This is a genomic window from Aquamicrobium zhengzhouense, from assembly GCF_016124105.1.
Classification (GTDB): Bacteria; Pseudomonadota; Alphaproteobacteria; order Rhizobiales; family Rhizobiaceae; genus Aerobium; species Aerobium zhengzhouense.
In genome coordinates this window covers 34,184-58,749 of the sequence record NZ_JADGMQ010000014.1, presented here as the reverse complement: position 1 = coordinate 58,749, position 24,566 = coordinate 34,184, and the positions used below count along the sequence as shown (strand labels likewise).

Annotated in this window: 27 protein-coding genes; 10 read left to right on the top strand and 17 right to left on the bottom strand. The window is 60.3% G+C overall.

Annotated features, from left to right (window positions below; translation table 11 throughout):
* Positions 1 to 68 precede the first annotated feature (68 nt).
* The 8 genes from IOD40_RS16420 to IOD40_RS16385 all read right to left on the bottom strand — a co-directional run bounded on the left by IOD40_RS16420 (position 69) and on the right by IOD40_RS16385 (position 8,295).
* Positions 69 to 431, bottom strand: coding sequence for a DUF6867 family protein (locus IOD40_RS16420; RefSeq protein ID WP_198477783.1), 363 nt, complete (start codon positions 429 to 431; stop codon positions 69 to 71).
* 10 nt (positions 432 to 441) lie between these two features.
* The gene (locus tag IOD40_RS16415) at positions 442 to 1,179 is read right to left on the bottom strand and encodes an ABC transporter ATP-binding protein (protein ID WP_198477782.1); all 738 of its coding nucleotides are present in this window, start codon (positions 1,177 to 1,179) and stop codon (positions 442 to 444) included.
* Positions 1,176 to 2,516: an ATP-binding cassette domain-containing protein gene (locus IOD40_RS16410; protein WP_198477781.1), complete on the bottom strand. Its 1,341-nt coding sequence runs from the start codon at positions 2,514 to 2,516 to the stop codon at positions 1,176 to 1,178. The genes IOD40_RS16415 and IOD40_RS16410 overlap by 4 nt, the downstream gene beginning before the upstream one ends.
* The gene (livM, locus tag IOD40_RS16405) at positions 2,516 to 3,874 is read right to left on the bottom strand and encodes a high-affinity branched-chain amino acid ABC transporter permease LivM (RefSeq protein ID WP_198477780.1); all 1,359 of its coding nucleotides are present in this window, start codon (positions 3,872 to 3,874) and stop codon (positions 2,516 to 2,518) included. Before livM ends, IOD40_RS16410 begins: the two co-directional genes overlap by 1 nt.
* Before the next feature lie 3 nt (positions 3,875 to 3,877).
* Positions 3,878 to 4,807, bottom strand: a complete 930-nt coding sequence (locus IOD40_RS16400) for an ABC transporter permease subunit (protein ID WP_198477779.1) — start codon at positions 4,805 to 4,807, stop codon at positions 3,878 to 3,880.
* 308 nt (positions 4,808 to 5,115) lie between these two features.
* A complete protein-coding gene (locus IOD40_RS16395; protein ID WP_198477778.1) occupies positions 5,116 to 6,117 on the bottom strand; it encodes a 4-hydroxyproline epimerase in 1,002 nt (333 codons plus the stop codon).
* A 3-nt stretch (positions 6,118 to 6,120) separates the two neighbouring features.
* The gene (locus IOD40_RS16390) at positions 6,121 to 7,365 is read right to left on the bottom strand and encodes an NAD(P)/FAD-dependent oxidoreductase (protein WP_198477777.1); all 1,245 of its coding nucleotides are present in this window, start codon (positions 7,363 to 7,365) and stop codon (positions 6,121 to 6,123) included.
* 36 nt (positions 7,366 to 7,401) lie between these two features.
* On the bottom strand, positions 7,402 to 8,295 hold the full coding sequence (locus tag IOD40_RS16385; protein ID WP_198477776.1) for a dihydrodipicolinate synthase family protein: 894 nt from the start codon (positions 8,293 to 8,295) through the stop codon (positions 7,402 to 7,404).
* Positions 8,296 to 8,396: 101 nt separating this feature from the next.
* Between IOD40_RS16385 and IOD40_RS16380 the strand changes: the two genes are divergently transcribed.
* Complete coding sequence (locus tag IOD40_RS16380; RefSeq protein ID WP_407649216.1) at positions 8,397 to 9,050, top strand: GntR family transcriptional regulator; 654 nt, start codon at positions 8,397 to 8,399, stop codon at positions 9,048 to 9,050.
* On the opposite strand, the gene IOD40_RS16375 is transcribed toward IOD40_RS16380, so the two are convergent.
* Both IOD40_RS16375 and IOD40_RS16370 read right to left on the bottom strand, forming a co-directional pair.
* Positions 9,051 to 9,398 carry a hypothetical protein gene (locus IOD40_RS16375; protein WP_198477775.1) on the bottom strand — a complete coding sequence of 116 codons (348 nt, stop codon included), beginning with the start codon at positions 9,396 to 9,398 and terminating at the stop codon, positions 9,051 to 9,053.
* Positions 9,399 to 9,565: 167 nt separating this feature from the next.
* Positions 9,566 to 11,062, bottom strand: coding sequence for a CoA-acylating methylmalonate-semialdehyde dehydrogenase (locus tag IOD40_RS16370; RefSeq protein WP_198477774.1), 1,497 nt, complete (start codon positions 11,060 to 11,062; stop codon positions 9,566 to 9,568).
* A gap of 143 nt (positions 11,063 to 11,205) precedes the next feature.
* Here IOD40_RS16370 and IOD40_RS16365 point away from each other — a divergent pair, with 143 nt between their 5' ends.
* The 9 genes from IOD40_RS16365 to IOD40_RS16325 all read left to right on the top strand — a co-directional run bounded on the left by IOD40_RS16365 (position 11,206) and on the right by IOD40_RS16325 (position 18,625).
* Positions 11,206 to 12,087, top strand: coding sequence for a LysR family transcriptional regulator (locus IOD40_RS16365; RefSeq protein WP_198477773.1), 882 nt, complete (start codon positions 11,206 to 11,208; stop codon positions 12,085 to 12,087).
* 55 nt (positions 12,088 to 12,142) lie between these two features.
* The gene (locus IOD40_RS16360) at positions 12,143 to 12,490 is read left to right on the top strand and encodes a RidA family protein (protein WP_198477772.1); all 348 of its coding nucleotides are present in this window, start codon (positions 12,143 to 12,145) and stop codon (positions 12,488 to 12,490) included.
* Positions 12,491 to 12,741: 251 nt separating this feature from the next.
* Positions 12,742 to 14,346: a globin-coupled sensor protein gene (locus IOD40_RS16355; RefSeq protein WP_198477771.1), complete on the top strand. Its 1,605-nt coding sequence runs from the start codon at positions 12,742 to 12,744 to the stop codon at positions 14,344 to 14,346.
* Between the two features lie 12 nt (positions 14,347 to 14,358).
* The gene (locus IOD40_RS16350) at positions 14,359 to 14,643 is read left to right on the top strand and encodes an STAS domain-containing protein (protein WP_198477770.1); all 285 of its coding nucleotides are present in this window, start codon (positions 14,359 to 14,361) and stop codon (positions 14,641 to 14,643) included.
* A 2-nt stretch (positions 14,644 to 14,645) separates the two neighbouring features.
* On the top strand, positions 14,646 to 15,011 hold the full coding sequence (locus IOD40_RS16345) for a response regulator (RefSeq protein WP_198477769.1): 366 nt from the start codon (positions 14,646 to 14,648) through the stop codon (positions 15,009 to 15,011).
* A 19-nt stretch (positions 15,012 to 15,030) separates the two neighbouring features.
* The gene (locus IOD40_RS16340) at positions 15,031 to 17,325 is read left to right on the top strand and encodes a chemotaxis protein CheA (protein ID WP_198477768.1); all 2,295 of its coding nucleotides are present in this window, start codon (positions 15,031 to 15,033) and stop codon (positions 17,323 to 17,325) included.
* 5 nt (positions 17,326 to 17,330) lie between these two features.
* Positions 17,331 to 17,801, top strand: a complete 471-nt coding sequence (locus tag IOD40_RS16335) for a chemotaxis protein CheW (protein WP_198477820.1) — start codon at positions 17,331 to 17,333, stop codon at positions 17,799 to 17,801.
* 25 nt (positions 17,802 to 17,826) lie between these two features.
* Positions 17,827 to 18,216, top strand: a complete 390-nt coding sequence (locus tag IOD40_RS16330) for a response regulator (protein WP_198477767.1) — start codon at positions 17,827 to 17,829, stop codon at positions 18,214 to 18,216.
* Positions 18,217 to 18,238: 22 nt separating this feature from the next.
* A complete protein-coding gene (locus IOD40_RS16325; protein WP_198477766.1) occupies positions 18,239 to 18,625 on the top strand; it encodes a hypothetical protein in 387 nt (128 codons plus the stop codon).
* A gap of 51 nt (positions 18,626 to 18,676) precedes the next feature.
* Here the strand turns inward: IOD40_RS16325 and IOD40_RS16320 are convergent, their stop codons facing one another.
* The 7 genes from IOD40_RS16320 to IOD40_RS16290 all read right to left on the bottom strand — a co-directional run bounded on the left by IOD40_RS16320 (position 18,677) and on the right by IOD40_RS16290 (position 24,566).
* Positions 18,677 to 19,672 (bottom strand): energy transducer TonB, encoded by a 996-nt coding sequence (locus IOD40_RS16320; protein ID WP_198477765.1) that lies wholly within the window; start codon positions 19,670 to 19,672, stop codon positions 18,677 to 18,679.
* Positions 19,669 to 20,139 (bottom strand): TonB system transport protein ExbD, encoded by a 471-nt coding sequence (gene exbD / locus IOD40_RS16315; RefSeq protein WP_198477764.1) that lies wholly within the window; start codon positions 20,137 to 20,139, stop codon positions 19,669 to 19,671. Before exbD ends, IOD40_RS16320 begins: the two co-directional genes overlap by 4 nt.
* 5 nt (positions 20,140 to 20,144) lie before the next feature.
* Positions 20,145 to 21,152, bottom strand: a complete 1,008-nt coding sequence (exbB, locus tag IOD40_RS16310) for a tonB-system energizer ExbB (protein WP_407649218.1) — start codon at positions 21,150 to 21,152, stop codon at positions 20,145 to 20,147.
* A gap of 23 nt (positions 21,153 to 21,175) precedes the next feature.
* Positions 21,176 to 21,628 (bottom strand): hypothetical protein, encoded by a 453-nt coding sequence (locus IOD40_RS16305; RefSeq protein ID WP_198477762.1) that lies wholly within the window; start codon positions 21,626 to 21,628, stop codon positions 21,176 to 21,178.
* A 102-nt stretch (positions 21,629 to 21,730) separates the two neighbouring features.
* Entirely contained in the window at positions 21,731 to 21,892 is a 162-nt protein-coding gene (gene ccoS, locus IOD40_RS16300) for a cbb3-type cytochrome oxidase assembly protein CcoS (protein ID WP_198477761.1), read from the bottom strand.
* Complete coding sequence (locus IOD40_RS16295) at positions 21,889 to 24,075, bottom strand: cation-translocating P-type ATPase (RefSeq protein ID WP_198477760.1); 2,187 nt, start codon at positions 24,073 to 24,075, stop codon at positions 21,889 to 21,891. Before IOD40_RS16295 ends, ccoS begins: the two co-directional genes overlap by 4 nt.
* Positions 24,072 to 24,566 carry a FixH family protein gene (locus IOD40_RS16290; protein WP_198477759.1) on the bottom strand — a complete coding sequence of 165 codons (495 nt, stop codon included), beginning with the start codon at positions 24,564 to 24,566 and terminating at the stop codon, positions 24,072 to 24,074. Before IOD40_RS16290 ends, IOD40_RS16295 begins: the two co-directional genes overlap by 4 nt.

Sequence of the window (24,566 nt, the reverse complement as noted above, 5' to 3'; positions counted from 1 at the left end):
TTGCCCCGAGGGAAGATGATTTCGTGGATTTATGCCCCTCCCCCGATTTATGTCTTATCCTTTATTGATCACACCTTTTGACGCCAGCCGAACAGGCCAGTTCTTTCATAGATGAAGCTGTACTGCCGCCCCATCTGCCTGGATCTCATAATGCGCTTTCCGATGAAACCGATGGCCAGGAGCACGATCAGGTCCACCAGGTAGTAGTGGATGGACAGCAGGGTTCCGTTGAACAGCGCGAAGTGGATGAAGCGCGTCGCAGCAGCAAGCAGCACCATGTAGATGACCAGCGACCGATCACTCTGCCAGGTTTTGCCCATCGCCCGACCGGTGAGGTAGGCCGCGCCGCCAGCCAGAACCACGGTCACCAGTGCGAACTCCCAGAAGGTCACTTCCCAGATCAAGGTGTTCTGATTTTCGATGTTTTCCATGTCGCGCTCCTCAGTGCCTTCCGCCTTCAAGGTAGGCCGCGCGCACCTCTTCGCGTTTCAGAAGTTCTGCGCCTGTGCCGCTCATGGTGATGTTGCCATTGACCATGACGTAGCCGCGATGGGCGAGTTTGAGCGCATGAAATGCATTTTGCTCGACCAGGAAGACCGTCAGCCCTTCGGTACGGTTCAACTCTTTGATGATCTCGAAAATCTGCTTCACGATCAGCGGCGCCAATCCCAGCGATGGCTCGTCCAGCAAGAGCAGCTTCGGACGGCTCATTAGCGCTCTGGCAATTGCAAGCATTTGCTGCTCACCCCCCGAAAGGGTGCCGCCGCGCTGCGTTGCGCGCTCCTTCAGTCGCGGGAACAGATCGTAGACGCGCTTGAGATCGTCATCGAAATACTTTGGATCCACCAGCTGCGCGCCCATCTGGAGGTTTTCCAGAACGGTCATGCGAGGAAAGATGCGCCGCCCCTCTGGTGACTGGGCGATGCCAAGCCGCATGATTTCATGGGTCGGCATCTTGGTGATGTCGGTCCCGTCATAGACGACCGACCCGTTGCGTGCGCGCGGATCGCCGCAAATTGTCATCATCAGGGTCGATTTTCCAGCCCCGTTCGCACCGATCAGGGTGACGATTTCACCGCGCATGACATCAAGATCGACCCCACGCAGCGCGACGATCTTGCCATAGTAAGTCTCCACTCCCCGAACACTGAGGAGCGGCTCGCCCGTTTGCGTAATCATTCGCCGTCCCCCGCCTTGTTCTTGCGCGCGAGCTCTTGTGCCTGCCCCACCCAGTTTTCCCGCTCGATGCGGCCTGGAAACGCAAGGTAGGAGCCGACCCAGACTATCTCTTCCTTCGTCCAGGAGCCGATCTGGTCAAAATGCCAGATGCCGAGTTCATTGAGCTTGCGCTCATTTACCGGACCAATGCCCTGGATGATGGTCAGTCGGTCGGCGCCTTGCTCTCGAGGTTGGGACATGCCGCCGGGCCTCACGCCAGGATGCACCCGCCCCGGCCGGGGCTGTTCGGCGGTCGAGCTTTCAGCAAGCTCGGCGACCGCGGCGGGATCCACATTCGCTGGAACTTCGATGCCGGCTTGTTCGGCAGCTTCCTCACCGAGCGCCTCGACAACAAGCGAGGCAATTTCCGGTTGGTCCTCGATCTCCTCGTCTTCGACGCCGAGATATGCGGCAATGACCCGTGGATCGGTGCGGACAAAATCGGCGCTTCCGTCGGAAATCTTGACGCCGTAATCGAGCACGATCACGTGGTCCGAGATCTCCATGACAACGCCCATATCGTGCTCGATCAGCAAGATCGATGTGTCATGGGCGCGGCGAATGTACTGAAGAAGCTCGTTAAGCTCGGCAGATTCACGCGGGTTGAGGCCCGCAGCCGGTTCATCGAGACACAGAAGATGCGGCTGAGTGCACATGGCGCGTGCGATCTCCAGCCGGCGCTGGTCGCCATAGGGCAGATCGCCAGCCGGATCGTCGGCTCGATCGATGAGCTTTGCGTGCTCCAGCCAGTACACCGCCTTGTCGATCGCCTCCTTCTCTTCCTGGCGGTAGCGAGGAAGCCCAAGAACTCCGCCAATCGTATAGTTGGAGGCCAGCATGAGCTTGTTGTGCTGCGCAACCAGAAGGTTTTCGAGCACCGTCATTCCGCCAAAGAGCCGGATGTTCTGGAAAGTTCGCGCGACCTTCGCATGTTTCGAAATTTCGAAATCGGGCATGCGCTCGAGAAGGAATACCGCACCTTCCGGACTGCTGGCCCAGGTACCGTCGCCAGCAGTCACCGCATCCACGGTTTCCTTCTGCCGTCCCGGCCCATGGCGCATCACGATGCGGCCTTCGGTCGGTTTGTAAAAACCGGTGACGCAGTTGAAGACCGTGGTCTTTCCCGCCCCGTTGGGTCCGATCAGGGCGGTGATTTCCCCGCGCCCGACGTTGAAGGACAGGTTGTCGATGGCGACAAGGCCGCCGAACCGCATGGTCAGATGTTCCACCGTGAGCACGGGATCCAGATCCCAACTGGAACGTGTGTCCACGGTCGTTTCTTGCGTGATCACGCTCATCAATGCCCCTCGCCCTGTGCAACCAGATCGGCACCGATCTTTTTCTTTTCCTTGAGGACCGCCGAAGGCTCACGGGTCGTGACGAGCCCGCGCGGCTTCCAGACCATGATCAGGACCATCGCCAGACCGAAGATGAGCATGCGGTATTGAACCGGATCGAAGTCGGGCCCGAACATTCCCTTCAGGAAGCCAAGATTTCGCAACATCTCCATGCCGCCAATCATCACCACGGAGGCAATGACGACGCCGAATTGCGAGCCAAGGCCGCCAAGAACGACGATGGCCAGAATGATCGCGGATTCGATGAAGGTGAAGCTTTCGGGGGAGACGAAGCCCTGGCGGGTTGCAAAGAACGCGCCCGCAAAACCACCGAACATCGCACCGATCGCAAACGCCGTCAGCTTGGTGTTCGTCGTGTTGATGCCGAGCGAACGGCAAGCGATCTCATCCTCGCGCAGCGCTTCCCATGCTCGTCCGATCGGCAGTCTGCGCAGGCGGTTGGTCACGATGAAGGTGAGGACCGCAAGGCCGAGAATGATGAAGTAGAGATAGATGAAGCGGTGGATGGTGGAGTATGGAAGACCGAAGACGGCAGCGAAATTGCCCTCGCCCCGCCCGAATTCGAGCCCGAAGAATGTGGGCTTCGGAATGCCCGAAATGCCGTTTGGCCCGCCGGTGAAATCGTACCAGTTGAGAAGGACGACGCGGATGATCTCACCGAAGGCAAGGGTGACGATCGCCAGATAGTCGCCACGAAGACGCAGAACCGGGAAGCCCAGTATCACGCCCCAGAACGCGGCGAGAATGCCGGCAAGCGGCAACGCCATCCAGAACGAGAAATCGAGATAATGTGCAAGGAGCGCAAATGAGTAGGCGCCGATTGCGTAAAAAGCGACGAAGCCGAGATCCAGAAGGCCAGCAAAGCCGACGACGACGTTCAGCCCCCATCCCAGCATCACATAGGTCAGGATGAGGATCATCAGGTCGATGAACTGACGCTGCTGCGCTGGCAGGAATGTCGTGACGATGAACGGCAGCACAATCGCCACGATCAACATGATCGTGCCGGTCCAGCCGCTGAGATCAGGCAGTTTGGAGGCGATTTTCGCTGCGCGCCCCGTGCCGGCTCCTGCGGGTCGGTTCGCCTTGTAGAAAAAGAGGTTCAGGCCGAGTCTGACCACGAACACGATGGCGATCGCCGTGAACCAGAGGCCCCAGCGGGTCCATAGCGCGAGCCCGCCCGGGGCAATTTCCGTGCGCAGTGCGAGGAAAAAGAAACCCAGCACTGCGACAAGCAGGGCGGCGATGAATGCGTCTCTGAGCGAATCCGCGACGCGGTTATCTGCAACAACAGCCATGGCTCAGACCTTCTCCACTTCCGGCCTGCCAAGGAGTCCAGACGGCAGGAAGATGAGCACGATGGCGAGGATCGAGAACGCTGCGACGTCCTTGTACTCAACCGTGAAATAGCCGGACCAGAAGACTTCGATCAGTCCGATCAGCAGCCCTCCGAGCATCGCGCCGGGAAGCGAGCCGATACCTCCAAGGACAGCGGCGGTGAACGCTTTGATGCCCGCGAGGAAGCCGATGTAGAAATCGATCACGCCGTAGAGGAGCAGGAACATCACACCTGCCACGGCGGCGAGCGCTGCGCCCATCAGGAAGGTCAGTGAAATCGTGCGGTCCACATTGACACCCAGAAGGGCGGCCATGCGACGATCTTGTTCGCAAGCGCGCTGCGCGCGACCGAGCGATGTCCGCGCAATGATCAGCGAAAAGATCGTCATCAGAACGACGGTGGTGCCGATGATGATCAGCTGCATGTAGGACAGCTGAACGACCATGGCGCCCGTTTCGGTATTGCCCTCAAACAGGGTGATGCCGCCCTGGATCTGCGGCGGCAACGGCTTGACCCGCGCACCTTGCGTTACGCGGACAAAGTTTTGCAGAAGGATCGACATGCCGATTGCGGTGATCAGCGGCGCGAGCCGGAAGGACCCGCGCAACGGCCGATAGGCGAGGCGCTCAACCGTCCAGCCCCAGGCGGACGTGAACAGCATCGAGACAATCAGGACGATCAGCAGGACGACCGGCAGGAATGTGAACCCCAGAACCGATGTCAGCACCAGGAACATCGTCAATGCGATGAACGAGCCGATCATGAAGATATCGCCATGGGCGAAGTTGATCATGCCGATGATGCCGTACACCATCGTGTAGCCAATCGCGATGAGGCCATAGATCGAGCCAAGCGTCAGCCCATTTATGAGCTGCTGGACAAAGTATTCCATCAATGTGCTCCCCGAGAATGTCACCTTTGCGGTGCATTCTTTTCTTTGGTTCCCCTAGTCGTATTATGTGGCTATCGGATTGCAACTCCCCAATTGGCATTCGATGTGAAAAAAGATGTCGCATAGTGACATCTTGGCTTCACCTCAGCACTGGCAGCAGCTTTGCCTGCCGGGATGAAGTCCCACGCTAAACTGTTATTTGAAAACGCAATTCCAATACCAGAACAACTCATCGTTGCCGGGTTTGGACGTCCCATATGCGACACGATACGCCGCGCCACTGGTGACGCAACGGAAGGGGAGCTCCACTACAGAACTGTGAAGCCGTGTGCGAAGGGGTCGCGGTCGTCGATGAAGATCGTGTTGATTCCGGTCATCCGCGCCCAGCCTGAAATTGAAGGTATGATCGCGTCTCGATCCCCGACCTTCGTTTCACCCTCGACGCATCCGGTGAAGATCGATCCGATGATCGACTCGTGCCTGAACCCATCGCCCACCTGCAGCCGCCCCTTTGCGTGAAGCTGCGCCATGCGCGCCGACGTTCCTGTCCCACATGGCGATCGGTCGATTGCCTTGTCGCCATAGAACACGGCGTTGCGGGCATCACCGCCCGGCGTCTGCGCTTTTCCGGTCCATTGTATATGCGTCAGCCGATTGATTTCCGGCTGCTCCGGATGTTCAAAGCGGTACGCTTCATTGAGCCGCGAGCGCAGCACAGGGCTCCACGCCACCAATTGCCCCGCGCTGTAATCGGCCAGATCGCGGTAGTTCTCCTGCGGCTCGACGATCGCATAGAAATTGCCGCCATAGGCGACATCCACCTTCAGGACACCAAGTTCGGGACAGTCGACTTCAAGCCCCTCCGCATAGAGAAATGAAGGCACGTTCGTGAGGCGTACTTCCTCAACATACTGGCCTTCCTGCCGATACTCGACGAGGACGAGGCCTGCGGGCGTGTCGAGGCGCAGCCGCCCCTCTTCTCGTGGTGTGATCAGCCCATGTTCGAGAGCCATCGTGACCGTGCCGATGGTTCCGTGTCCGCACATGGGCAGGCAACCCGATGTCTCGATGAAGAGAATACCGATGTCGCAGTCGTCCCTTGTGGGTGGATACAGGATCGAGCCCGACATCATGTCATGGCCTCGGGGTTCGAACATCAGGCCCCTGCGGATCCAGTCATGCTTCTCCAGAAACTGTGCCCGCCGCTCCATCATCGTCGAGCCTGTCAGGAGCGGCCCTCCTCCTGCCACCAGCCGAACCGGATTACCGCAAGTGTGTCCGTCGAGGCAGAAGAAGGAGTGGCGCGCCATTTGTCAGAACCTTTGTGGCGAGAAGGGATCGAGCGGTATCGGCGGGCGGCGGCCCAATACGAGGTCGCGGACGAGTGCGCCGGTTCCAGCCGCCTGTGTCAGCCCGAGATGTCCGTGCCCGAAGGCATAGAAGACCGATGCCGACGCCGTCGATTTTCCGATCACCGGAAGAGAATCCGGCAAGGAAGGTCGGTAACCCATCCACTCGCGGCCGTTTTCCGCCTTGAGGCCTGGCAGGAAGCGCTTGGCTTTCTCGACCATGGCGCGCGAGCGCGCGTAGTTCGGTGCTCGCTCCAGCCCGCCAAGTTCAACGGCCCCACCAATACGCAGGCCTGTCGACAGGGGCGTGATGACGAAGCCGTGAGCCGGGAAAATCAGCTGGCAGCGGACATTGAACGCGCCCGGTGGCAGCGTCGTGTTGTAGCCCCGCTCGGTTTCCAGCGGAATCCGGTCGCCAAGCCTTGCGGCGAGTTTACGCGACCAGGCCCCGGCGCACAGAACGACCGATTTGAAATCTTCGCTGGCACCGTCCTGAAGCCTGACGCTTGCGCCCTCGACGCCCGGAATAATGTCCGAAACAATCCCCTTCTCAAAGCGGATCAGCCCGGTCCTTTCTGCATAGGCGTAAATGGCCTTGCTGAAGATTTTCGGGTCGCTGACATTCATCCATCCGGGAACGAAAGTCGCTCGCACGAACGATTTGGCCAATCCGGGCTGGATCTTCTCGACCTCTTCCATATCCATATGGCGGAAGTCGATCCCGTACCGGGCCTTGGCCTCCCAGCCAGGCAATTCGCCTTCAAACTCGGCCTGGCTCTCATACAGATCAAGCGACCCATGCTCGTTGAGCATGGCGCGCGTGCCTGAACGATCGATCAGCGCCAGCCACTCACGCTCTGCCACACTCATCAGCGACGTCTGAGCCGACAAGCTTGCCTCGAAATGTGCGTCAGATGACGCACGCCAGAAGCGCCACAGCCAGGGTGCAATCTTGGGAAGATATGCAGGCGGGATCGATAGCGGCCCCAGCGGGTCGCGCAGCCACTTCGGCAGGTTCCGCATCATGCCTTTCTGCACAAGCGGCAGCACGTCGGAAAAAGCAAGCGCAGCCGCATTGCCTGAGCTTGTTTCTTCGCAAACGCCGGATCGGTCGAACAGAACGACACGCTGCCCGGACTCAGCCAGATATGTCGCGGTGCAGATGCCGACGATGCCGGCACCCACCACCGCTATTTCATTGTAACTCATTCAGTGCACGCAAATGATTTGAACTGTTCCTATCCGTCAGAATGACGGCAATTCGGGCCGTGTCGCAAGGGCATCTGCGATGACCTTCTCGGCCGCAGCGCGCCGATCGCCGGATAGAGGCAGCCTTGGCATGCGCACCCGATCGTTGGAACCGATCGCGAGCACCTCTGCCAGCTTGATGTTCTGGACGAGATAGGTCGAGACATCGAGGTCAAGCAGGGGCCGGAACCAGCGATAGATCTTGAGCGCTTCGGCATGGCGGCCCTGCTTCATGAGCCGATAGATCGCAACCGTCTCGCGAGGGAATGCAACGACGAGCCCGGCGACCCATCCATCCGCGCCCATTGCCAGCGCCTCATAGGCAAGATTGTCGACGCCGGTGAAGAGCGCGAACCTGTCACCAAAGATATTCAGGATATCGGTTGTGCGGCGGATATCATCGGAAGATTCCTTGATGGCAACGAAACGCGCATCGTCGGCCAGCTCCTCCAGGATCGGCACGGTCACATCGACCCGGTAGGCCAGACGGTTGGAATATATCATCACCGGCAGATCGCCAGCCTCCGTCACTGCCCGCAAGGTCTCAACCGTCTCTCGTGGATCGGTGTGATATATCGGTGATGGGACGAGCATGATGCCGTCCGCACCGGCAATCGCCGCCGCCTTCGCCAGCATGCAGGCTTCGCGCGTGGCCGCTTCATTGATCGTGAGCAGAACCGGCTTTCCTGCAGCCACCGATCGTGCGGTTTTCAACACGTCCAGCTTCTCACCATGCGAGAGCATCGGCCCTTCGCCAAGCGAGCCGGCAACGATCAGACCATCGCAGCCGGCTTCGATCATCAGCGAAAAACACCGCTCCATCTCCGCGTGATCCAGCTTGTCCACGTCGGTAAATTTCGTCGTTACTGCGGGAAATATGCCAGACCACATGGGATCTCTCCTCTGATATATCAGATCGATATCCTGTGCCTGATATGCCTGTCAAGCGAAGATCGGACCTGATATATCATTGCGCAGTGAAGGAGATAGCAGTGCCTGCCCCCAATCTGGTAGCCGAGCCGGCTGCACAGCGCGCTTATCATGCGCTCGAAAAAATGATCGTCACCCTTGAGCTGCCACCAGCAGCGGTGGTCACCGAACGCGTCCTGATCGACAGCCTTGCGCTGGGTCGCACCCCGGTTCGTGAAGCCATTCAACGGCTCGCCTGGGAAGGGCTCATCGAGATACGTCCGCGTGCCGGGCTCGCGATCGCACCGCTGCGCGCGCAAGACTGGGTCCTGATCGTGGAAGCGCGCCGCGGTGTGGAGACCGTCCTCGCCCGAGCCGCAGCGAGACATGCATCTCCCTCCTGCCGTTCTCGGCTGGAGGATGCCGCACGTGCCATGCACGCCGCCGTCATGCAGTCAGACGTCCTGGCTTTCCTGGAAGCAGACAAGCTCCTCGATGAAATCATCGGCGAGGCGTCGGACAACATTTTTGCCGCTCGAACTGCAGCGCCGCTGCAAAGTCACAGCCGGCGCTTCTGGTATCGCTATCACAGTGAAGCGGGCCTTGCCCGCGCCGCAGGCCACCACGTCGCCCTCATTCGGGCAGTCCTCGACCGCGACGAAATCCGCGCCGCACTCGAAGCGGAAAAGCTGATGGTCATGCTTCGCGAGCTTGCAGAATCTGCCGCCAGACGCTGATCAGATATCCACGCCGCGAACCAGCGTCGTGCTCTGAAAGCCTTCTCCCGCCGAGACGATGCAACTGACACCATCCGTGCCCGTTGCCAAGATCGTCCAGGAGCCGCTCTCCGACACCAAAATCTCCATCACGGCTTGCTCGTCCACCTGGCCGATAGCCATTGGAGCCTCGCTGAACTGCTGCTGAAGATCAGACAGCACCTGCTTGCGGTCTCCGCACATCGCCATTGCAAGCATATCGGCCGACTGCGCCTCAGGCTCATCGCCTCCGGTTGCAGATGCGAGCGGCGAGGCGCTCAAGGTGACGCCCATCGCCATCATCGCCAAAACTGTCGGAACGCGCCTCATGATTACGCCTCCATCTTTCAGTGCCCCGGACGGGACACGCCTATGATCTTGAAAGGAGGGAGGATCAGGCCCGTTCCATCACGATTTTATGACGGGCGTAATAGGAACATCTGACACGAAAACGGGCGCCCGAAAGCGCCCGCATCGAAACTCGTAAAAACCTTCGTCTACTTCATCGTTGGAATGACGAATTCCGCACCGTCCTTGATGCCAGAGGGCCAACGCGAAGTGACCGTCTTGGTCTTGGTGTAGAAACGGAATGCGTCGGGGCCATGCTGGTTGAGATCGCCGAAGCCCGACGCCTTCCAGCCACCGAAGGTGTAGTACGCAATCGGAACCGGGATCGGCACGTTGATGCCGACCATGCCGACTTCGACGCGCGAGGCGAAGTCGCGGGCCGCGTCACCGTCGCGGGTGAAGATTGCAACGCCGTTGCCGTATTCATGCTCGTTCGGCAGGCGGATCGCGTCTTCATAATTGTCAGCGCGAACCACAGACAGCACCGGCCCGAAGATCTCTTCCTTATAGATGCGCATGTCCGGCGTTACATGGTCGAAGAGACAGCCGCCCATATAGTAGCCGTTCTCGTAACCCTGCAGCGTGAAGTTGCGGCCATCGACGACCAGCTTCGCACCTTCCTGAACGCCGGTGTCCACATAGCCCTTCACCCGGGCCAGCGCTTCCTTGGTAACCAGCGGACCGAAGTCAGCCGAAGAATCGGTCGACGGACCGACCTTCAGGCTCTCGACGCGCGGGATCAGCTTCTCGATCAGACGATCAGCGGTTTCCTGTCCGACCGGAACAGCAACCGATACGGCCATGCAGCGCTCGCCGGCAGAACCATACCCGGCACCGATCAGTGCATCGACCGTCTGGTCCATGTCGGCATCAGGCATGATGATCATGTGGTTCTTGGCGCCGCCGAAGCACTGTACGCGCTTTCCGTTCGCACAACCGCGTGCATAGATGTACTGGGCAATCGGCGTCGAGCCGACAAAGCCGACCGCTTTGATATCCGGGTCATCAAGGATGGCGTCGACGACCTCCTTGTCGCCATTGACGACGTTGAGGATGCCGGCCGGCAGACCTGCTTCCATGAAAAGCTCGGCGATGCGCATCGGCACGGACGGGTCACGCTCCGATGGCTTGAGGATGAATGCGTTGCCTGACGCAATGGCCGGCGCAATCTTCCACAGCGGGATCATCGCCGGGAAATTGAACGGGGTGATACCGGCGACGACGCCCAGTGGCTGGCGCATGGAATAAGTATCAATGCCGGGCCCGGCACCATCGGTGAACTCGCCCTTGAGCATGTGCGGCGCACCAATACAGACTTCCACAACCTCCAGTCCACGCTGGATGTCACCCTTTGCGTCAGCGATGGTCTTGCCATGTTCGCGCGCGAGAGTTTCGGCAAGTTCATCATATTCCGCATGAACCAGTTCAAGGAACTTCATTAGAACGCGGACGCGGCGCTGCGGATTGGTTGCGCCCCATGCAGGCTGAGCTGCCTTCGCGTTCTCAACAGCCGCACGCAGTTCAGCCGCAGATGCCAGCGCAACCTTCCCCCGCACGGACCCGTCCAGAGGCTGCATGACATCCTGGCTGCGTCCGCTGGTTCCGGCGACGCGCTTACCGCCGATGAAATGACCGATCTCTATCATCGTCTTTCTCCCTGAAAACTTTTCCGCATTGTCAGGCTTCCCCAAAGGCAAAGCAACGTCACGAAATCCGCATCTGTTGTGCGAAATTTCGATATCCTTCCGCCTCAGGACATGATCTTCTGCAACTCCGTGGTGAGGTGATCATGAATTGGGACGACGTACGCATTTTCCTTGCGGTGGCACGTGCGGGGCAGATCCTGGGAGCCTCCCGACGCCTCGGTCTCAACCACGCGACCGTATCCCGGCGGATCGCGGCGCTTGAACAAGACCTCGGTGCCAAGCTGTTTCGCCGCTTGACCACCGGCTCGGAACTGACCGAGCAGGGCGAGCGCTTCATGGCGATTGCAGAACGGGTTGAGGCCGACATGATCGCGGCGCGCTCCGAACTTGCCGGTGAAAGTGACGATGTGTCCGGAACCGTCCGGGTCGGGGCACCTGACGGAGTGGGGGTTGCCTTCCTTGCCCCCCGGCTCGGCGCTCTGACCCGGCGCTATCCCTCGCTTGCGATCCAGCTGGTGCCGGTGCCGCGATCATTCTCCTTGTCGAGGCGGGAAGCGGACATCGCGGTCACCGTCGAGCGCCCAACTGAAGGCCGTCTGATCGCCTCGAAGCTGGTGGAGTACACGCTCGGCCTTTATGCATCGCGGGACTATGCCGAAGCGCATGGAATTCCCGGGAACTTGACCGATCTGCGCAACCACAAGCTGATTGGCTACGTGCCGGACCTCGTCATCAGCCCTTCCCTTGATTATGCGCAGGAAATATTGCCGGACTGGCCAGCAAGCTTTTCAGTCTCGTCGGCTCTCGGTCAGGTTGAAGCAGCACGTTCGGGCGCAGGAATTGCGATCCTGCACACCTTCATCGCGCGGATGCACCCGGAACTCGTGCCGGTTCCCGCCGCACCACCAATCCGCCGTTCCTACTGGCTGGTCTACCACGAATCCGTTCGCACTCTCCGGCGCATTCAGGCCGTGACAAATTTCATAGCAGATGAAGTCAACGCGATGCGGGCAAGCTTCGTCTAAAGTTGCGCAACCATCTGCAAGACAATAGTAGTGAGCGCTCAAGCAGGAGGAATATATGAGCATTACCCGTCACGAAGTCGGCCCTCGCATGAGCCAGGCCGTTACGCACAACGGCATCGTCTATCTGGCGGGTCAGGTTGGCGAAGGCGATACCGTCAAGGCACAGACCGAAGCCACACTAAAAGAGATCGACCGGCTGCTCGCTCTGGCAAATTCGACAAAGTCACGGATCCTGTCGGCACAAATCTGGCTGGCAGACATTGCTGACTTCGACGAGATGAACGCGGTTTGGGAAGCTTGGGTTGACCCGGCCAATACTCCCGCACGCGCGACTGGCGAGGTGAAGCTCGCAGCATCGCAGTATCGCGTGGAGATCATTGTGGTCGCTGCGCAGAACGCCTGACACAGATCAACGTTTTTCTTTCCAAAGAGGCCGGCATCGTCCGGCCTCCTTTTTGTTTGTACACAATTCCCGAATGCCTTTGCGTCCAAGGGGTTGTGTTAACAATGGCGAAACGAATGAGGTCTATCTCATCCTGAGGGGCTTGGTGGGGGCACCAAAGGCATGATGCCGCGCACCCGATCCGGAATTCACCGGAATGCGATTTCCATTTCAGCGTAAGCCGCCACTTTGCGGCTCGGGACTATCAGCATATGGCCGTTTTGCATGCCAACGGGACGTCGCTCGAAGACCGTCTGAATTTCATGGGTCTTGACACAGCAACTCGCACGAAACTGCGTGAGCTGAAGCCGACTCTGGCGAGCAATCTGGGGCCTGCGCTTACCGAGTTTTACGAGAAGGTGCGCAACACGCCGCAAACAGCTCGCTTCTTCTCCTCCGACACCCACATGGCGGGAGCCAAGGGGCGTCAGGAAGCTCATTGGAACGTCATCGCGGACGCAAATTACGGTCCGGACTATGAAGCTGCCGTCAAGCGCATCGGCCAGACTCACGCCCGTCTCGGCCTGGAGCCAACCTGGTATATTGGCGGCTACGCGCTGGTGTTCGAACGCCTGATTCAGGCTGTCGTCAAGGAGCAGTGGCCTGGTCTTTTCAGCCGTCGCACAGCGCCGGAAGCCATGAGCGCGTCGCTGAGCGCGTTGATGAAGGCCGTCCTTCTGGACATGGATCTGGCAATTTCGACCTATCTGGATGCCCAGGAAGAGCAGCGCCAGAAGGCAGAAGCCGAGCGCCTCGAGGCCGAGCGTCGCCAGCAGCAGGCTGTCACCGCAATCACCGCAGCACTTCGCCAGGTCGCAAGTGGAGACATGTCCACCCGTCTGACCGAGGATCTCGCACCTGAATTCGCGCAGCTCAAGGCGGACTTCAACGACGCGATCGTTGCTCTTTCCGGCACCCTCGTTCAGGTCGCAGACTCCGCCGACAGCATCGGTTCAAGCTCCGCTGAAATCGGTCACGCTGCCGATGATCTGGCCCAGCGCACCGAGCATCAGGCAATGCGCCTCGAGCAGACCGCCGCAGCGTTGAACCAGCTGACCGTGAGCGTCAAGCGCGCCGCCGAGGGAGCTTCTCAGGCCGCGGCAAAGGTCGTTTCCACCCGTGATGAGGCCAAGCATTCCGGCGAGATCGTCAGCAGCGCCGTTCGCGCGATCAGCGAGATCGCCAAGTCGTCGCAGGAAATTTCTCAGATCATCGGCGTCATCGACGAGATCGCCTTCCAGACCAATCTTCTGGCGCTGAATGCCGGCGTTGAAGCTGCTCGCGCCGGTGAGGCAGGTCGCGGCTTTGCCGTCGTTGCATCTGAAGTGCGCGCTCTTGCTCAACGTTCGGCAGAAGCTGCCAAGCAGATCAAGGGCCTGATCTCCACAAGCTCTGCCCAAGTCGACCAGGGCGTGAAGTTGATGGCCGAGACTGGCGAGGTCTCGGAGCGGATCATCTCCAGCGTGATCGAGATTGACGAGCTGGTCGCAAGCATCGCCTCGTCCTCGCGCGAACAGTCGATCGGTCTTTCCGACATCAACACGGCTGTTAGCGAAATGGACCAAGGCACGCAGCAGAACGCCGCGATGGTCGAACAGACCACGGCCGCTGTGCACTCGCTGCGCAGCGAAGCCTCCGCGCTCGCCGAAAACGTCTCGGCCTTCATGCTTGGCGACAGCCAGAAAAAGAACCGCCGCGTGGAAAAGCCGGTGCGCGCACCCGCTTACACCCCGGCAGCAACACGACCCGCCTTTCACAGCCAAGGCGCCGCCGCTTATTCCATCGCGCCGGACACAAATGACTGGGAAGAATTTTAAGGGAGGTTGGCAATGGGCAATGCAACTGAATGCGTAACGCTTCCGACCGAACTGGACATCAAGGCGGCTTCGCCCTTGGCTAACCAGCTTCTGGCTCTGCGTGGGCGCGACGTTCTGCTCAACGCGTCACAAATCGAGCGCGTGGGCGCGCAGTGTCTGCAGGTTCTGCTTTCGGCTGCATCGACCTGGAGGACAGACGGCTCGTCGCTGGCGATTTCCGAACCATCACCCGCCTTTACCGACGCTATCGAAATCGCCGGTCTGGAACTTTCGAACTTCACGTCAAGGAACCACTGACGATGCCTATGACCATTCTGACCGTCGACGATTCTCGCACGATCCGCGAGATGTTGAAGGCAGCTCTGCTGGATGCGGGCATGGAGGTCGTCCAGGCGGAGGACGGGGTCCACGGCTTGGAGGTGCTGGAGACCTGCTCGCCCGACGTCATCATCACGGACATCAACATGCCTCGTCTCGACGGCTTTGGTTTCATCGAAGCCGTGCGCGGGAATGCGAAGCATCGCGCCATCCCGATTCTGGTGCTGACCACCGAAAGCACCGACGACAAGAAGGACAGGGCGCGCCGCGCTGGTGCCAGCGGGTGGATCATCAAGCCGTTCGATCCCGCCAAGCTGGTATCCGCAATCAACCGCGTCGCAGCCTGAGGCCTAGGGGGGAAGACTCATGGACACGATGGCAGCCATCAAGCAGACCTTCTTCCAGGAATGCGAGGAGCAGCTGGCCGAACTGGAAGACGGCCTCCTCACGATTGAACGCGAGGAAGGCGATCTCGAGACGATCAACGCGGTATTCCGCGCGGTTCACTCCATCAAGGGTGGTGCCGGCGCGTTCGGCCTCGATGATCTCGTTCGCTTTGCCCATACATTCGAGACCACTCTCGACGGCATGCGCAGCGGCAAGATCGAGATTTCACCGCAGATCGTAAGGCTGATGCTGCGCTCCGCCGACATCCTGGCGGATCTTGTTCGCGTCTCCCGAGACGGCGGCTCGGTCGATGAGGTGCGCGTGGCGCAGATGACCGACGAGCTGAACAAGGCCTGCGGCATCTCCGCCGGACCCGCTGAACCAGTGTCAGCCGAACCTGCCCCCGCTCCAGCGGCAGGCGATCCGGATGAGTTTGGGTTTGTCGTGACGCCAGTCTCGTTCGACTTTGCGGACGAGACCCCGGCCGAACCGCAGACCGACGAGTTCGGATTTGCGCCGGTTGCGATCGATTTCGACGCAATCCTCGCAGAAGATGCCGAGCGCATCGAGGGCTTCGAGATCCGCTTCCGCCCCAAGCCGGAACTTTACGCCAAGGCCAACGACGCGCTGCGCCTGCTGCGCGAACTTGGCCGCATGGGCGAGATGAGCGTTACCTGCGATCATTCCGATCTGCCGCTGATCGACGCCATTGATCCGGAAGGCGCATATTTTTCCTGGACAATCCAGATCAGGACCGAGTGCCCCGAAGCTGAAATTCGCGAGATCTTCGAGTTCGTCGAGCTCGACTGCGACCTTGAGATCCGCCCGATGCTCGCAGGTCTGATCACAGCCGCAGATGACGCGGATCAGGTGGTACAGGAAGTGCTGGCACAGGTTGAAGCGGCAGTTGATCCGGTCGCCGAGGCTCCGGTGCAACCGGTTCCCGACCTTGCCCCTGCACCTGTTTCCTTGACCCGGGCTCAGCCCGCGGAAGAGGTTCCGGCTGCAGCACCTGTCATGCAGGCTCCGACAAATGCTCCGGCAGCTGCATCAACCCCGGCCCCCAGTGCCACGATCCGCGTTGATCTCGATCGGGTCGATCGTTTGATCGATCTCGTCGGCGAGTTGGTGATCAACCAGTCGATGCTGGCGCAGCGCGTGATGGAAGCGGGCATCGCTCGTCTCTCCGACGTCGCCGTCGGCCTCGACGATCTCGAACATTTGACGCGCGAGATTCAGGACTCGGTCATGGCAATTCGTGCCCAGCCGGTGCGTCCGATCTTCCAGCGCATGTCGCGTGTGGTGCGTGAAGTCGCCGACATGACCGGCAAGTCGGTTCGATTGATCACCGAGGGCGAAAACTGCGAGGTCGACAAGACCGTCATCGAACGGCTGGCCGACCCGCTGACCCACATGATCCGCAATGCGATCGATCACGGCATTGAAAAGCCGGAAGAACGTCTGGCGAAGGGAAAGCCCGAACAGGGCGTCGTTCGCATGGTCGCGGCGCATCGCTCCGGCCGTGTCGTCATCGAAGTTTCGGATGACGGTTCCGGGATCAACCGTGCCCGCGTGCGCGAGATTGCCGTTCGCAAGAACATCATCGCCGAAGACGCTCAGCTTACCGATGCCGAGATCGACGACCTGATCTTCGCACCGGGCTTTTCGACGGCTTCGACGGTCTCGGATGTATCGGGCCGCGGCGTCGGCATGGATGTCGTTCGACGCTCGATCCAGGCGCTTGGCGGTCGCATCACGATCTCCTCGCGCCCCGGCCAGGGCACGACCTTCACCCTCTCCCTGCCGCTCACTCTGGCTGTGCTCGACGGCATGGTTGTAACGGTTGCCGATCAGACACTGGTCGTACCGCTTTCCACCATCGTCGAGACGTTGCAGCCGAAGGAATCGGACGTCCACAGCCTCGGGGAAAAGTCGCGTGTCATTGCAATTCGCGGCTCCTTCACCCCATTGATCGACGTCGGCGCGGTGCTCGGCTATCGGGAAACGGAAGCCGACCCGATGCAGAGTGTTGCTGTCATGGTCGAGACCGAGAACCAGTCCCAGTGCGCCCTGATGGTGGATGGCATCATCGGCCAGCAGCAAGTGGTTATCAAAAGCCTTGAAACGAATTATGGCCACGTCTTTGGGGTGGCCGCCGCAACCATTCTGGGCGACGGGCGCGTCGCCGTCATTCTTGACGTCGATTCAATCGTCGCCGGCTCGCGAACTGAAACCGCGCGGATCGACACCAACCGCAAGAGGAGCGCAGCATGACTGAGATGCAGGAAAGCGGCGCTTCCGCCGCCAACAACGAACTGATCGCCTTTCGTCTGGGGGAGCAGGAGTTCTGCGTCGACATCATGTCGGTGCGTGACATCCGTGGCTGGACGCCGACAACGCCGCTGCCGCACTCCTCACATTACGTGAAGGGTGTGATCAATCTGCGCGGTGCGGTGCTGCCGGTTGTGGACCTTGCGGCTCGTCTCGGCTTTCCCGCAGCAGAGCCGAGCGCACGCCACGTCATCATTATCACACAGGTAGGACGTCAGACGATCGGTCTGCTGGTCGATGCTGTGTCCGACATTCTCACCGTTAATTCATCGTCCATCCAGCCGACGCCCAACGTGGCCTCGGAGCTTGCGCGCTCCTTCATGAAGGGAGTGATCGCAATGGAGGGGCGAATGATCAGCCTGATCGCGCTCGACAGCGTCCTGACCCAGAACCAGGCAGGACCGGGACTGTTGAACTGACGATACTTTCGAAGGAACTCGCGCAATGTCGCTGCTAGCACAACTCAGGATCCTCGTCGTAGACGACACGACCACCAGCCGTCTGCTTGTGCGGGAGGCACTGGAGTCGATTGGTTTCCGTAACATTCAGGTCGCTGCCGATGGCGAGCAGGCCATGAAGATGATGATGACCCAGCCTTCGCATCTCATCATTTCCGATATGAACATGCCGAAGATGAACGGCCTCCAGCTCCTGCGCGCCATCCGCACCTACAAGCCGACGGCGCGAACCCCGTTCATGATCCTCACCGGCAGCCCGGATCGCGCGGTTCTGGAAGAAGGCCGCAAGCTGGGCCTCAACAACTATCTGACGAAGCCCTTCAACGCCGACCAGTTGCGCCGCGCCCTCGAGGCGATCGTCGGCAAGCTGCACTAGCCAGCCAACCTGCGAGACTTGGATGCCCCTTTCCCAGCCTGACAGCAACAATCCACATGCAGAGCGTCTTGTTGACGTTCTGGCACGGATACAGACCGAGCTGGAAGCGATTTCGGCCCGCATCGACCGCAATCAGGCCCTGATCGCGCAGGCAACCTGGGATTTGGGGTCGTCAGACGCCGCCTATGTCAGCGCAATGCAGGATGCAGATCTCAGCGCCCAGCGCATTGCCGGGGTGGCCGGGTTCCTGCGTGCCCTTGGTGAGGCCAGCGAACCAAACTGGTTCGTCGACACGCGCGCTGCGACCAGTGGCCTGACCCTGGATGAACTCGTCCAGGCAATCGGCACCGCTGACGGCACCGGCTCGCAAAAGAATGAAGACGCATCGGGCGAGGTCGACTTCTTCTGAAGCAACCTTCACCTGTCCGTCATGAAAAAGGTCCCGTCCGGGACCTTTTTGTTATCTGAGGCTGAATTTTATCGGAACAACGATGGTCCGGCTGACGCCAGGCGGTGGCGCAGGTACCGGCGAGGCACGGCGCACAAGCGAAAGCACCTCATTATCAAGTTCGGAAACGCCCGATGATCTGGTCAGCGCGACAGACCCGACATTTCCACTGCCGTCAATTGTAAAGCGGACCTGGACAACCCCCTGCTTGCGCGCGCGCTTGGCGGAGGACGGATAACGCTTGCGACGCTCCAGATGCGACATGAGCCGCGATTGCCAGCGCGCCGGGCTCATCGATGATCCTGAACCCGCACTTGCCTGCGGCGCGGCTGCGCGGGGTGCCTGCTGCGCCGTCGCCACCTGAGCACGCGTCTTCTGCTGAGAGGCTTCCTGACGACGTGGGCGTCTTGGCTCCTCGCGCGGCTTCTCACGCTTCGGCTTCTCGACCTTCGCCTGCTGGACCGGACGCTCTGGGCGCGCTTGCGGAACCGGAACGACTTCCGGCAAGACCTCTTCGATTTCTTCCGGCTCGACGACCTCGGAAGCAACTGCCGCCACCTCGGTTTCCTCTACCGGTTCAACCTGTTCGGCGAGGAGCGGATCGACCGGCATGTTGGCAAGCGCCGTCTCGACAGGCTCTGCCTCGACAATTTCGGGCTCTACCACTTCCGCGGTCTCTTCGACGGGCTCGGCTTCTACCGGCTCGACCTCATCGATCGCTTCAGCGGTATCGACTGCCTCGACCTTCTCGGCCTCCACGGAATCAATCTCGTCGGGCGCAACCTGCTCCGTTTCTGCAGAAGGCGACATCGCCATGGAGGCAAATTCCACCATGATCGCAGGCGCAGCATCGTCCGCGGCAACCACCGGCCGCTCGCGCATCACCAGCCACGCGGCACCCGCGTGAACCGTCACCATTGCAACGGCCGCCACAGCCCACAACGCAATATGGGCCGGAGAGGTGCGGCTTAGGCTGCGGGACCAGGCGACGTCAGAATATTCGCTCATTCCGTTCCCTGACCAATCGCCGAGCCGACCGAGGCCTCGGTCGCACCCACGGTCTCAAGCCCGACGAGTGCAATCTTGGTATAACCAGCCATGCGCACCAGATTCATGATGTTCATCAGGTCGCCATAGGCCACGGTCCGGTCCGCACGCAGGAAGACACGCGTTTCCTTGTCCCCGCCCGTCACTTCCTCAAGGGCGGAGCGCAGGTTGATATGCGCCACCTGCTCCTCGCCAATGGCGACGGAAAGATCCTCCTGGACGGTCACGTAAAGCGGCTTGTCCGGTCGGGGCTGTGGTGAAGCTGTCGAGTTGGGAAGATCGACATTGATATCGACGGTAGCGAGCGGTGCTGCCACCATGAAGATGATCAGCAGCACCAGCATCACGTCGATGAACGGCGTGACGTTGATCTCGTGGTTTTCCGGCAGATCGTCGTCGGCCGCTCTTGATCTGATACCGCCAGCCATCGGCCTTACTCCGCTGCGCGCATGGCTGCGCGGGCCGGCTGCATGGCAGCGTGGCGATCGATTTCGCGACTGACCAGACGCTCAACCGCTGCAGACGCATCACCAAGAAGCAATTTGTAACCGGCAATCGAGCGGGCGAACACGTTGTAGATGACAACCGCAGGAATTGCGGCAACGAGACCGATCGCGGTTGCCAGCAGCGCCTCGGCGATACCTGGTGCAACGATCGCCAGATTGGTCGTCTGCGCCTCAGAGATGCCGATGAACGAGTTCATGATGCCCCATACGGTGCCGAAGAGGCCGACAAACGGAGACGTCGAACCAATGGTCGCCAGCATGCCGGTGCCGCGGGTCATGCGGCGCGAAGCCTGGGCCTCAATGCGGTAGAGGTGGGAGCTGACGCGCTCCTTCAGCCCAGCTCCGCCGCTCTGAGCAAGAAGATCGGCAGACATCTGCATCTCATGACGGGCCGCGCGAACCAGCAGCGGCGCAGGGCCGGAGCGCGAAGCCAGCGCTTCGCCCGCTTCGTTCAGCGTCTTGGAGGCAATGATGCGGTCAAGGGCTGAACTTACGCGGCGGCGTGCAGCGGCAAGCTCAAGTGACTTCGCCAGCCAGATTGTCCAGGTGACCAGCGACGCAAAGGCAAGTCCGATCATCACAGCCTTGACCACCCAGTCGGCAGCCATGAACATCCCCCACGGGGAAAGATCATGCGGCAGGGATGCGTCCCGGCTGTCCACAGTATCGAGCACCGTTACATCTGCCGGCGAAAGCTGGGCACCGGTCTGCGCAGGTGCCGTCTCCTGCATTTGTGAAGGAACTGAACCTGCACTGCCCTCAGCGTCGGTCTCAACCGTTGGTGCTGCGGGCGCTTGTGCTGGCTGCGTGTCGGTCTCAACGCCAAGTGGCGTTTCTGCCTGCGCCACTGGCGTTTCTGCCGGTGCCACCTGCGCTTCCTGTGCCGAAACAGCTGCGGATGCCAGCGACAGGCCTGCCGTCAACGAAGCGGCGATGAGGGTCTTGATGATCTGCACGTCTATACCCCGAATTCGGTTTCGGCTCGGGTGTCTGTCTGAAGATACCGGATGCACGCTTTGGGATCTATTCCAACACCGGCGCATTCCGTCGTGTCATTGACAAGGACGCGCCCGAGATCGGCACACTGAACACCGGAGAAGTCGAACTGTCGAACCTTGGTCTTGCCGTCCGGCAAATCCTTGAAGTCGACGATGGTGATCCGGGACACCATTCCGGCCTTATTGAAAAGCACGAGTTCAAAACCGACGCTGCTAAGAGCACCGCCAAGCTTGTTGGTCGCGACGAAGGTGAACCGGCATCCACGTTCACTTGGCTGCAGCGCGTTCAGTTCAACTGCAAGGCTTGAAGTAGGCACATCGACGGATTGCTCTTGCGCAATAGCTGGTGTTGTGCCGAGCGCGAGAACCACTCCCAGTTGGAACAGCCGCGAAACCATCTTGTCGATCCCCATTTTCGGTCCCCTTGAACCAATTCAGGGTCGACCTACCATTGTTGACCTTTTCGATCAAGATTTAATGCGAGCGGGCAGCCAAGCCGGATTGCGGAGAGAAAATCAGTTCTGTTTTGGCTTGTCGTTGGGATCGTCCAGCAAGACACGCGCCGCCGCGCCGTCGAGATCTTCATACTGGCCAGATCGCAGCGCCCACAGGAACGCCACCAGCGCCGCGCCTCCAAGGAAAAGCGCGACGGGGATAAGATAGACGAGCATGCTCATCGGCCAGCCTTTCCAAGCCGGAGTGCATTGGCAATCACCAGGATCGACGAGGTCGACATGGCAATTGCCGCGATTAGAGGCGTAACATACCCCAAAATCGCAATAGGAACCGCAAAGATATTGTAGATGATCGCGATCGCAACGTTCTGGCGGATCAGCCGACCTGCGCGCCGCGCAACGCTCACTGCTGTCGGAACGGCCTTCAGGCTCTCATGCAGGAAGACGAAATCCGCAGCGTTGCGGCCAACATCGGCAGCCGTGGCGGGCGCCATCGAGACATAGGCTGCGCCAAGCGCCGGTGCATCGTTAAGCCCGTCGCCGACCATTAGCACCTTGCGCCCTTCCGAAGCTGCAGCCTCGATCTGCGCAACCTTGTCCGCCGGCATCAATCCGGACGAATAAGTCTCGATCTCGAGATCTGCGGAAACGGCCCGGCATGCCACCTCATTGTCGCCTGACAGCATGATGACCGGTCCGACATCTCGCTTTGTGTCCGCAACGGCCTGCTTCGCATCTGCGCGCAACCGGTCTTCGAATGAAAAGGAAGCGAGGGAGACGCCATCCCGCCCAAGAAGCGTCCCCTCGCCCTCCCCAGCCCAGCCCCCACGGCCGAGGCGCCATACTGCCCCCGCGGCATGGCCCTCGACCCCCCGGCCGGGGATCTCTGTGATCGATGAAAACTTTATCTGCTTGCCACCAGAGGACCCCGCATAGGCGGCAATCGCCTGCGACTGCGGGTGACGAGAATGGGCGCCAAGCTCTGCCGCAGCCTCAAGCCAATCAGGATGGATCTCATGGGTATTCACAAGACGGGGCTGGCCCAGCGTCAGCGTTCCGGTCTTGTCGAATACAACCATATCAGCGTCGGCCAGGCGTTCCATGGCAGCACCATCGCGCACCATGACCCCGTTCTCGAACAGGCGACGCGCCGCCATCACCTGCACGATCGGTACGGCAAGCCCCAGTGCACATGGGCAGGTGATGATGAGAACGGCAATCGAGACCGTCGCCGCACGGTGCCAGTCGCCGGTGACCAGTACCCAGCCGATCAGCGTGAGCAGAGCCGTCAGATGAACCACCGGCGCATACATTGCCGACACGCGATCCGCGATCCGGCGATAACGGGCACGCCCGCCTTCTGCCGCCTCCATCATCCGCAGCATCTCGGAGAGGAAAGAGTCCGACGCAGCGGCGATAGCGCGCATCGTCAGAGGTCCTGTCAGGTTCAGCGTACCCGCCCGGACGGTTGCGCCGGAAGCAACCGCCTGCGGCGCGCTTTCTCCGTTGACGAGTGAGCAGTCGAGATCCGAATGGCCGTCGGTGACGACCGCGTCGACCGGTATTCTTTCGCCAGCGGCGACCAGGATTGTCATGCCAGCTTCGATCTCGCCGACCGGACGATACTCGCGGCCACCTGCAGGATCGATGACCAGCGCGCCCCGCGGCTGGAGCCTTGCAAGCCCGACAACGGCAGTGCGGGCCTTCTCACGCATCACATGGTCCAGCGTGCGGCCGATCAGGAGGAAGAAGAGAAGAGTGACCGACGCATCGAAATAGGCATGCGCACCGCTATGGATCGTCTCGTAGAGCGAAAGTGCGTAGGCCATGGTGATCCCGATCGCGATCGGAACATCCATGTTCATGCGGCCATGCTTGAGGACCGACCAGGCAGAGCGGTAATAGATCCGCCCCGCATACATCATGGCCGGCAGCGCGATCAGGGCCGAAACCCAGTGAAAGAGATCCCGCGTTGCCCCTTCCGCGCCAGACCAGACTGACACCGACAGAAGCATGATGTTGCTGGCGGCAAATCCCGATACCGCCACCGCGCGGAGGAGCTCGGACAAGGTCCCATCGCGTCCGGCAGCAATATCGTCGGTCAGATTGGGGACGTAGCCAAGCTGTGCGAGCGTTGGAACCAGGGGAGGCAAGGCCTCTCCCTTCCATTTGACTGTCACCCGCTTGGTGGAAAGGTTGACGCGTGCACCCTCAACGGCCGGGAGCGCCAATAATCCATTCTCGACGGTGCTGATGCACGCGGCGCAATGGACCTGCGGGACCGAGAACTCTACCTGGCGAAGGTCATCGCCAAGGCTGCGCGCACTGAACAGGACTTCGTCGTCAGACGGCAGCGCAGTCGCCGTATCCGCAACGCCATCAAGCCCGGGTGCGCAGCAACTCATCTCAACACCCCTCCATTCAAGTGGATCCGGCGGGTATCCCGATAGGGATTTTCCAGGCCAGCATCGATTACGAGAGAAATTATCCAGACGCCGTCGCCAAGTTCAACCGGCGCCGACACCTTCGAACCAGCCACCGCCAGGTCGTAGGTGACATCTTCCTTGTCGCTCGTCGGACGCCAGAACGTCGCCTTGCCGCCCCGCAAAACTACTGCCTGATTATCCTTATCCGTCAGAGAATAACGGAGAACTCCGTCGGCAATGGAAAGGTCGGGAGACCAGCCGAGCGCATCCTGCGCGCGAGCTTCTTCACTCTTTTGGTTGAACTCCAGACCGGCGACGTGGCTGTTCTTGACCACCAATCCGGTCCAGCTGGTGTTCGCCATCACGGCCATGAAGATGTTGACGCCGATGATGATGCTGAAGGCACCGACCATGACTGCCAACATGTGTCGACCGGTAAACCGACCCGAGGACGCGCGCTCGTTCTGCAT

Bases quoted from the DNA above. Each gene is read 5' to 3' on its own strand.
- livM (WP_198477780.1), bottom strand. From the start codon at position 3,874: ATGGCTGTTGTTGCAGATAACCGCGTCGCGGATTCGCTCAGAGACGCA.
- IOD40_RS16355 (WP_198477771.1), top strand. From the start codon at position 12,742: ATGGCCGTTTTGCATGCCAACGGGACGTCGCTCGAAGACCGTCTGAAT.
- IOD40_RS16410 (WP_198477781.1), bottom strand. From the start codon at position 2,516: ATGAGCGTGATCACGCAAGAAACGACCGTGGACACACGTTCCAGTTGG.
- IOD40_RS16330 (WP_198477767.1), top strand. From the start codon at position 17,827: ATGTCGCTGCTAGCACAACTCAGGATCCTCGTCGTAGACGACACGACC.
- IOD40_RS16345 (WP_198477769.1), top strand. From the start codon at position 14,646: ATGCCTATGACCATTCTGACCGTCGACGATTCTCGCACGATCCGCGAG.
- IOD40_RS16290 (WP_198477759.1), bottom strand. From the start codon at position 24,566: ATGCAGAACGAGCGCGCGTCCTCGGGTCGGTTTACCGGTCGACACATG.
- IOD40_RS16360 (WP_198477772.1), top strand. From the start codon at position 12,143: ATGAGCATTACCCGTCACGAAGTCGGCCCTCGCATGAGCCAGGCCGTT.
- IOD40_RS16400 (WP_198477779.1), bottom strand. From the start codon at position 4,807: ATGGAATACTTTGTCCAGCAGCTCATAAATGGGCTGACGCTTGGCTCG.
- IOD40_RS16350 (WP_198477770.1), top strand. From the start codon at position 14,359: ATGGGCAATGCAACTGAATGCGTAACGCTTCCGACCGAACTGGACATC.
- IOD40_RS16395 (WP_198477778.1), bottom strand. From the start codon at position 6,117: ATGGCGCGCCACTCCTTCTTCTGCCTCGACGGACACACTTGCGGTAAT.
- IOD40_RS16335 (WP_198477820.1), top strand. From the start codon at position 17,331: ATGCAGGAAAGCGGCGCTTCCGCCGCCAACAACGAACTGATCGCCTTT.
- IOD40_RS16370 (WP_198477774.1), bottom strand. From the start codon at position 11,062: ATGATAGAGATCGGTCATTTCATCGGCGGTAAGCGCGTCGCCGGAACC.
- exbD (WP_198477764.1), bottom strand. From the start codon at position 20,139: ATGGCTGGCGGTATCAGATCAAGAGCGGCCGACGACGATCTGCCGGAA.
- IOD40_RS16420 (WP_198477783.1), bottom strand. From the start codon at position 431: ATGGAAAACATCGAAAATCAGAACACCTTGATCTGGGAAGTGACCTTC.
- IOD40_RS16320 (WP_198477765.1), bottom strand. From the start codon at position 19,672: ATGAGCGAATATTCTGACGTCGCCTGGTCCCGCAGCCTAAGCCGCACC.
- ccoS (WP_198477761.1), bottom strand. From the start codon at position 21,892: ATGAGCATGCTCGTCTATCTTATCCCCGTCGCGCTTTTCCTTGGAGGC.
- IOD40_RS16340 (WP_198477768.1), top strand. From the start codon at position 15,031: ATGGACACGATGGCAGCCATCAAGCAGACCTTCTTCCAGGAATGCGAG.
- IOD40_RS16365 (WP_198477773.1), top strand. From the start codon at position 11,206: ATGAATTGGGACGACGTACGCATTTTCCTTGCGGTGGCACGTGCGGGG.
- IOD40_RS16415 (WP_198477782.1), bottom strand. From the start codon at position 1,179: ATGATTACGCAAACGGGCGAGCCGCTCCTCAGTGTTCGGGGAGTGGAG.
- IOD40_RS16375 (WP_198477775.1), bottom strand. From the start codon at position 9,398: ATGAGGCGCGTTCCGACAGTTTTGGCGATGATGGCGATGGGCGTCACC.
- IOD40_RS16385 (WP_198477776.1), bottom strand. From the start codon at position 8,295: ATGTGGTCTGGCATATTTCCCGCAGTAACGACGAAATTTACCGACGTG.
- IOD40_RS16325 (WP_198477766.1), top strand. From the start codon at position 18,239: ATGCCCCTTTCCCAGCCTGACAGCAACAATCCACATGCAGAGCGTCTT.
- IOD40_RS16295 (WP_198477760.1), bottom strand. From the start codon at position 24,075: ATGAGTTGCTGCGCACCCGGGCTTGATGGCGTTGCGGATACGGCGACT.
- IOD40_RS16390 (WP_198477777.1), bottom strand. From the start codon at position 7,365: ATGAGTTACAATGAAATAGCGGTGGTGGGTGCCGGCATCGTCGGCATC.
- IOD40_RS16305 (WP_198477762.1), bottom strand. From the start codon at position 21,628: ATGGGGATCGACAAGATGGTTTCGCGGCTGTTCCAACTGGGAGTGGTT.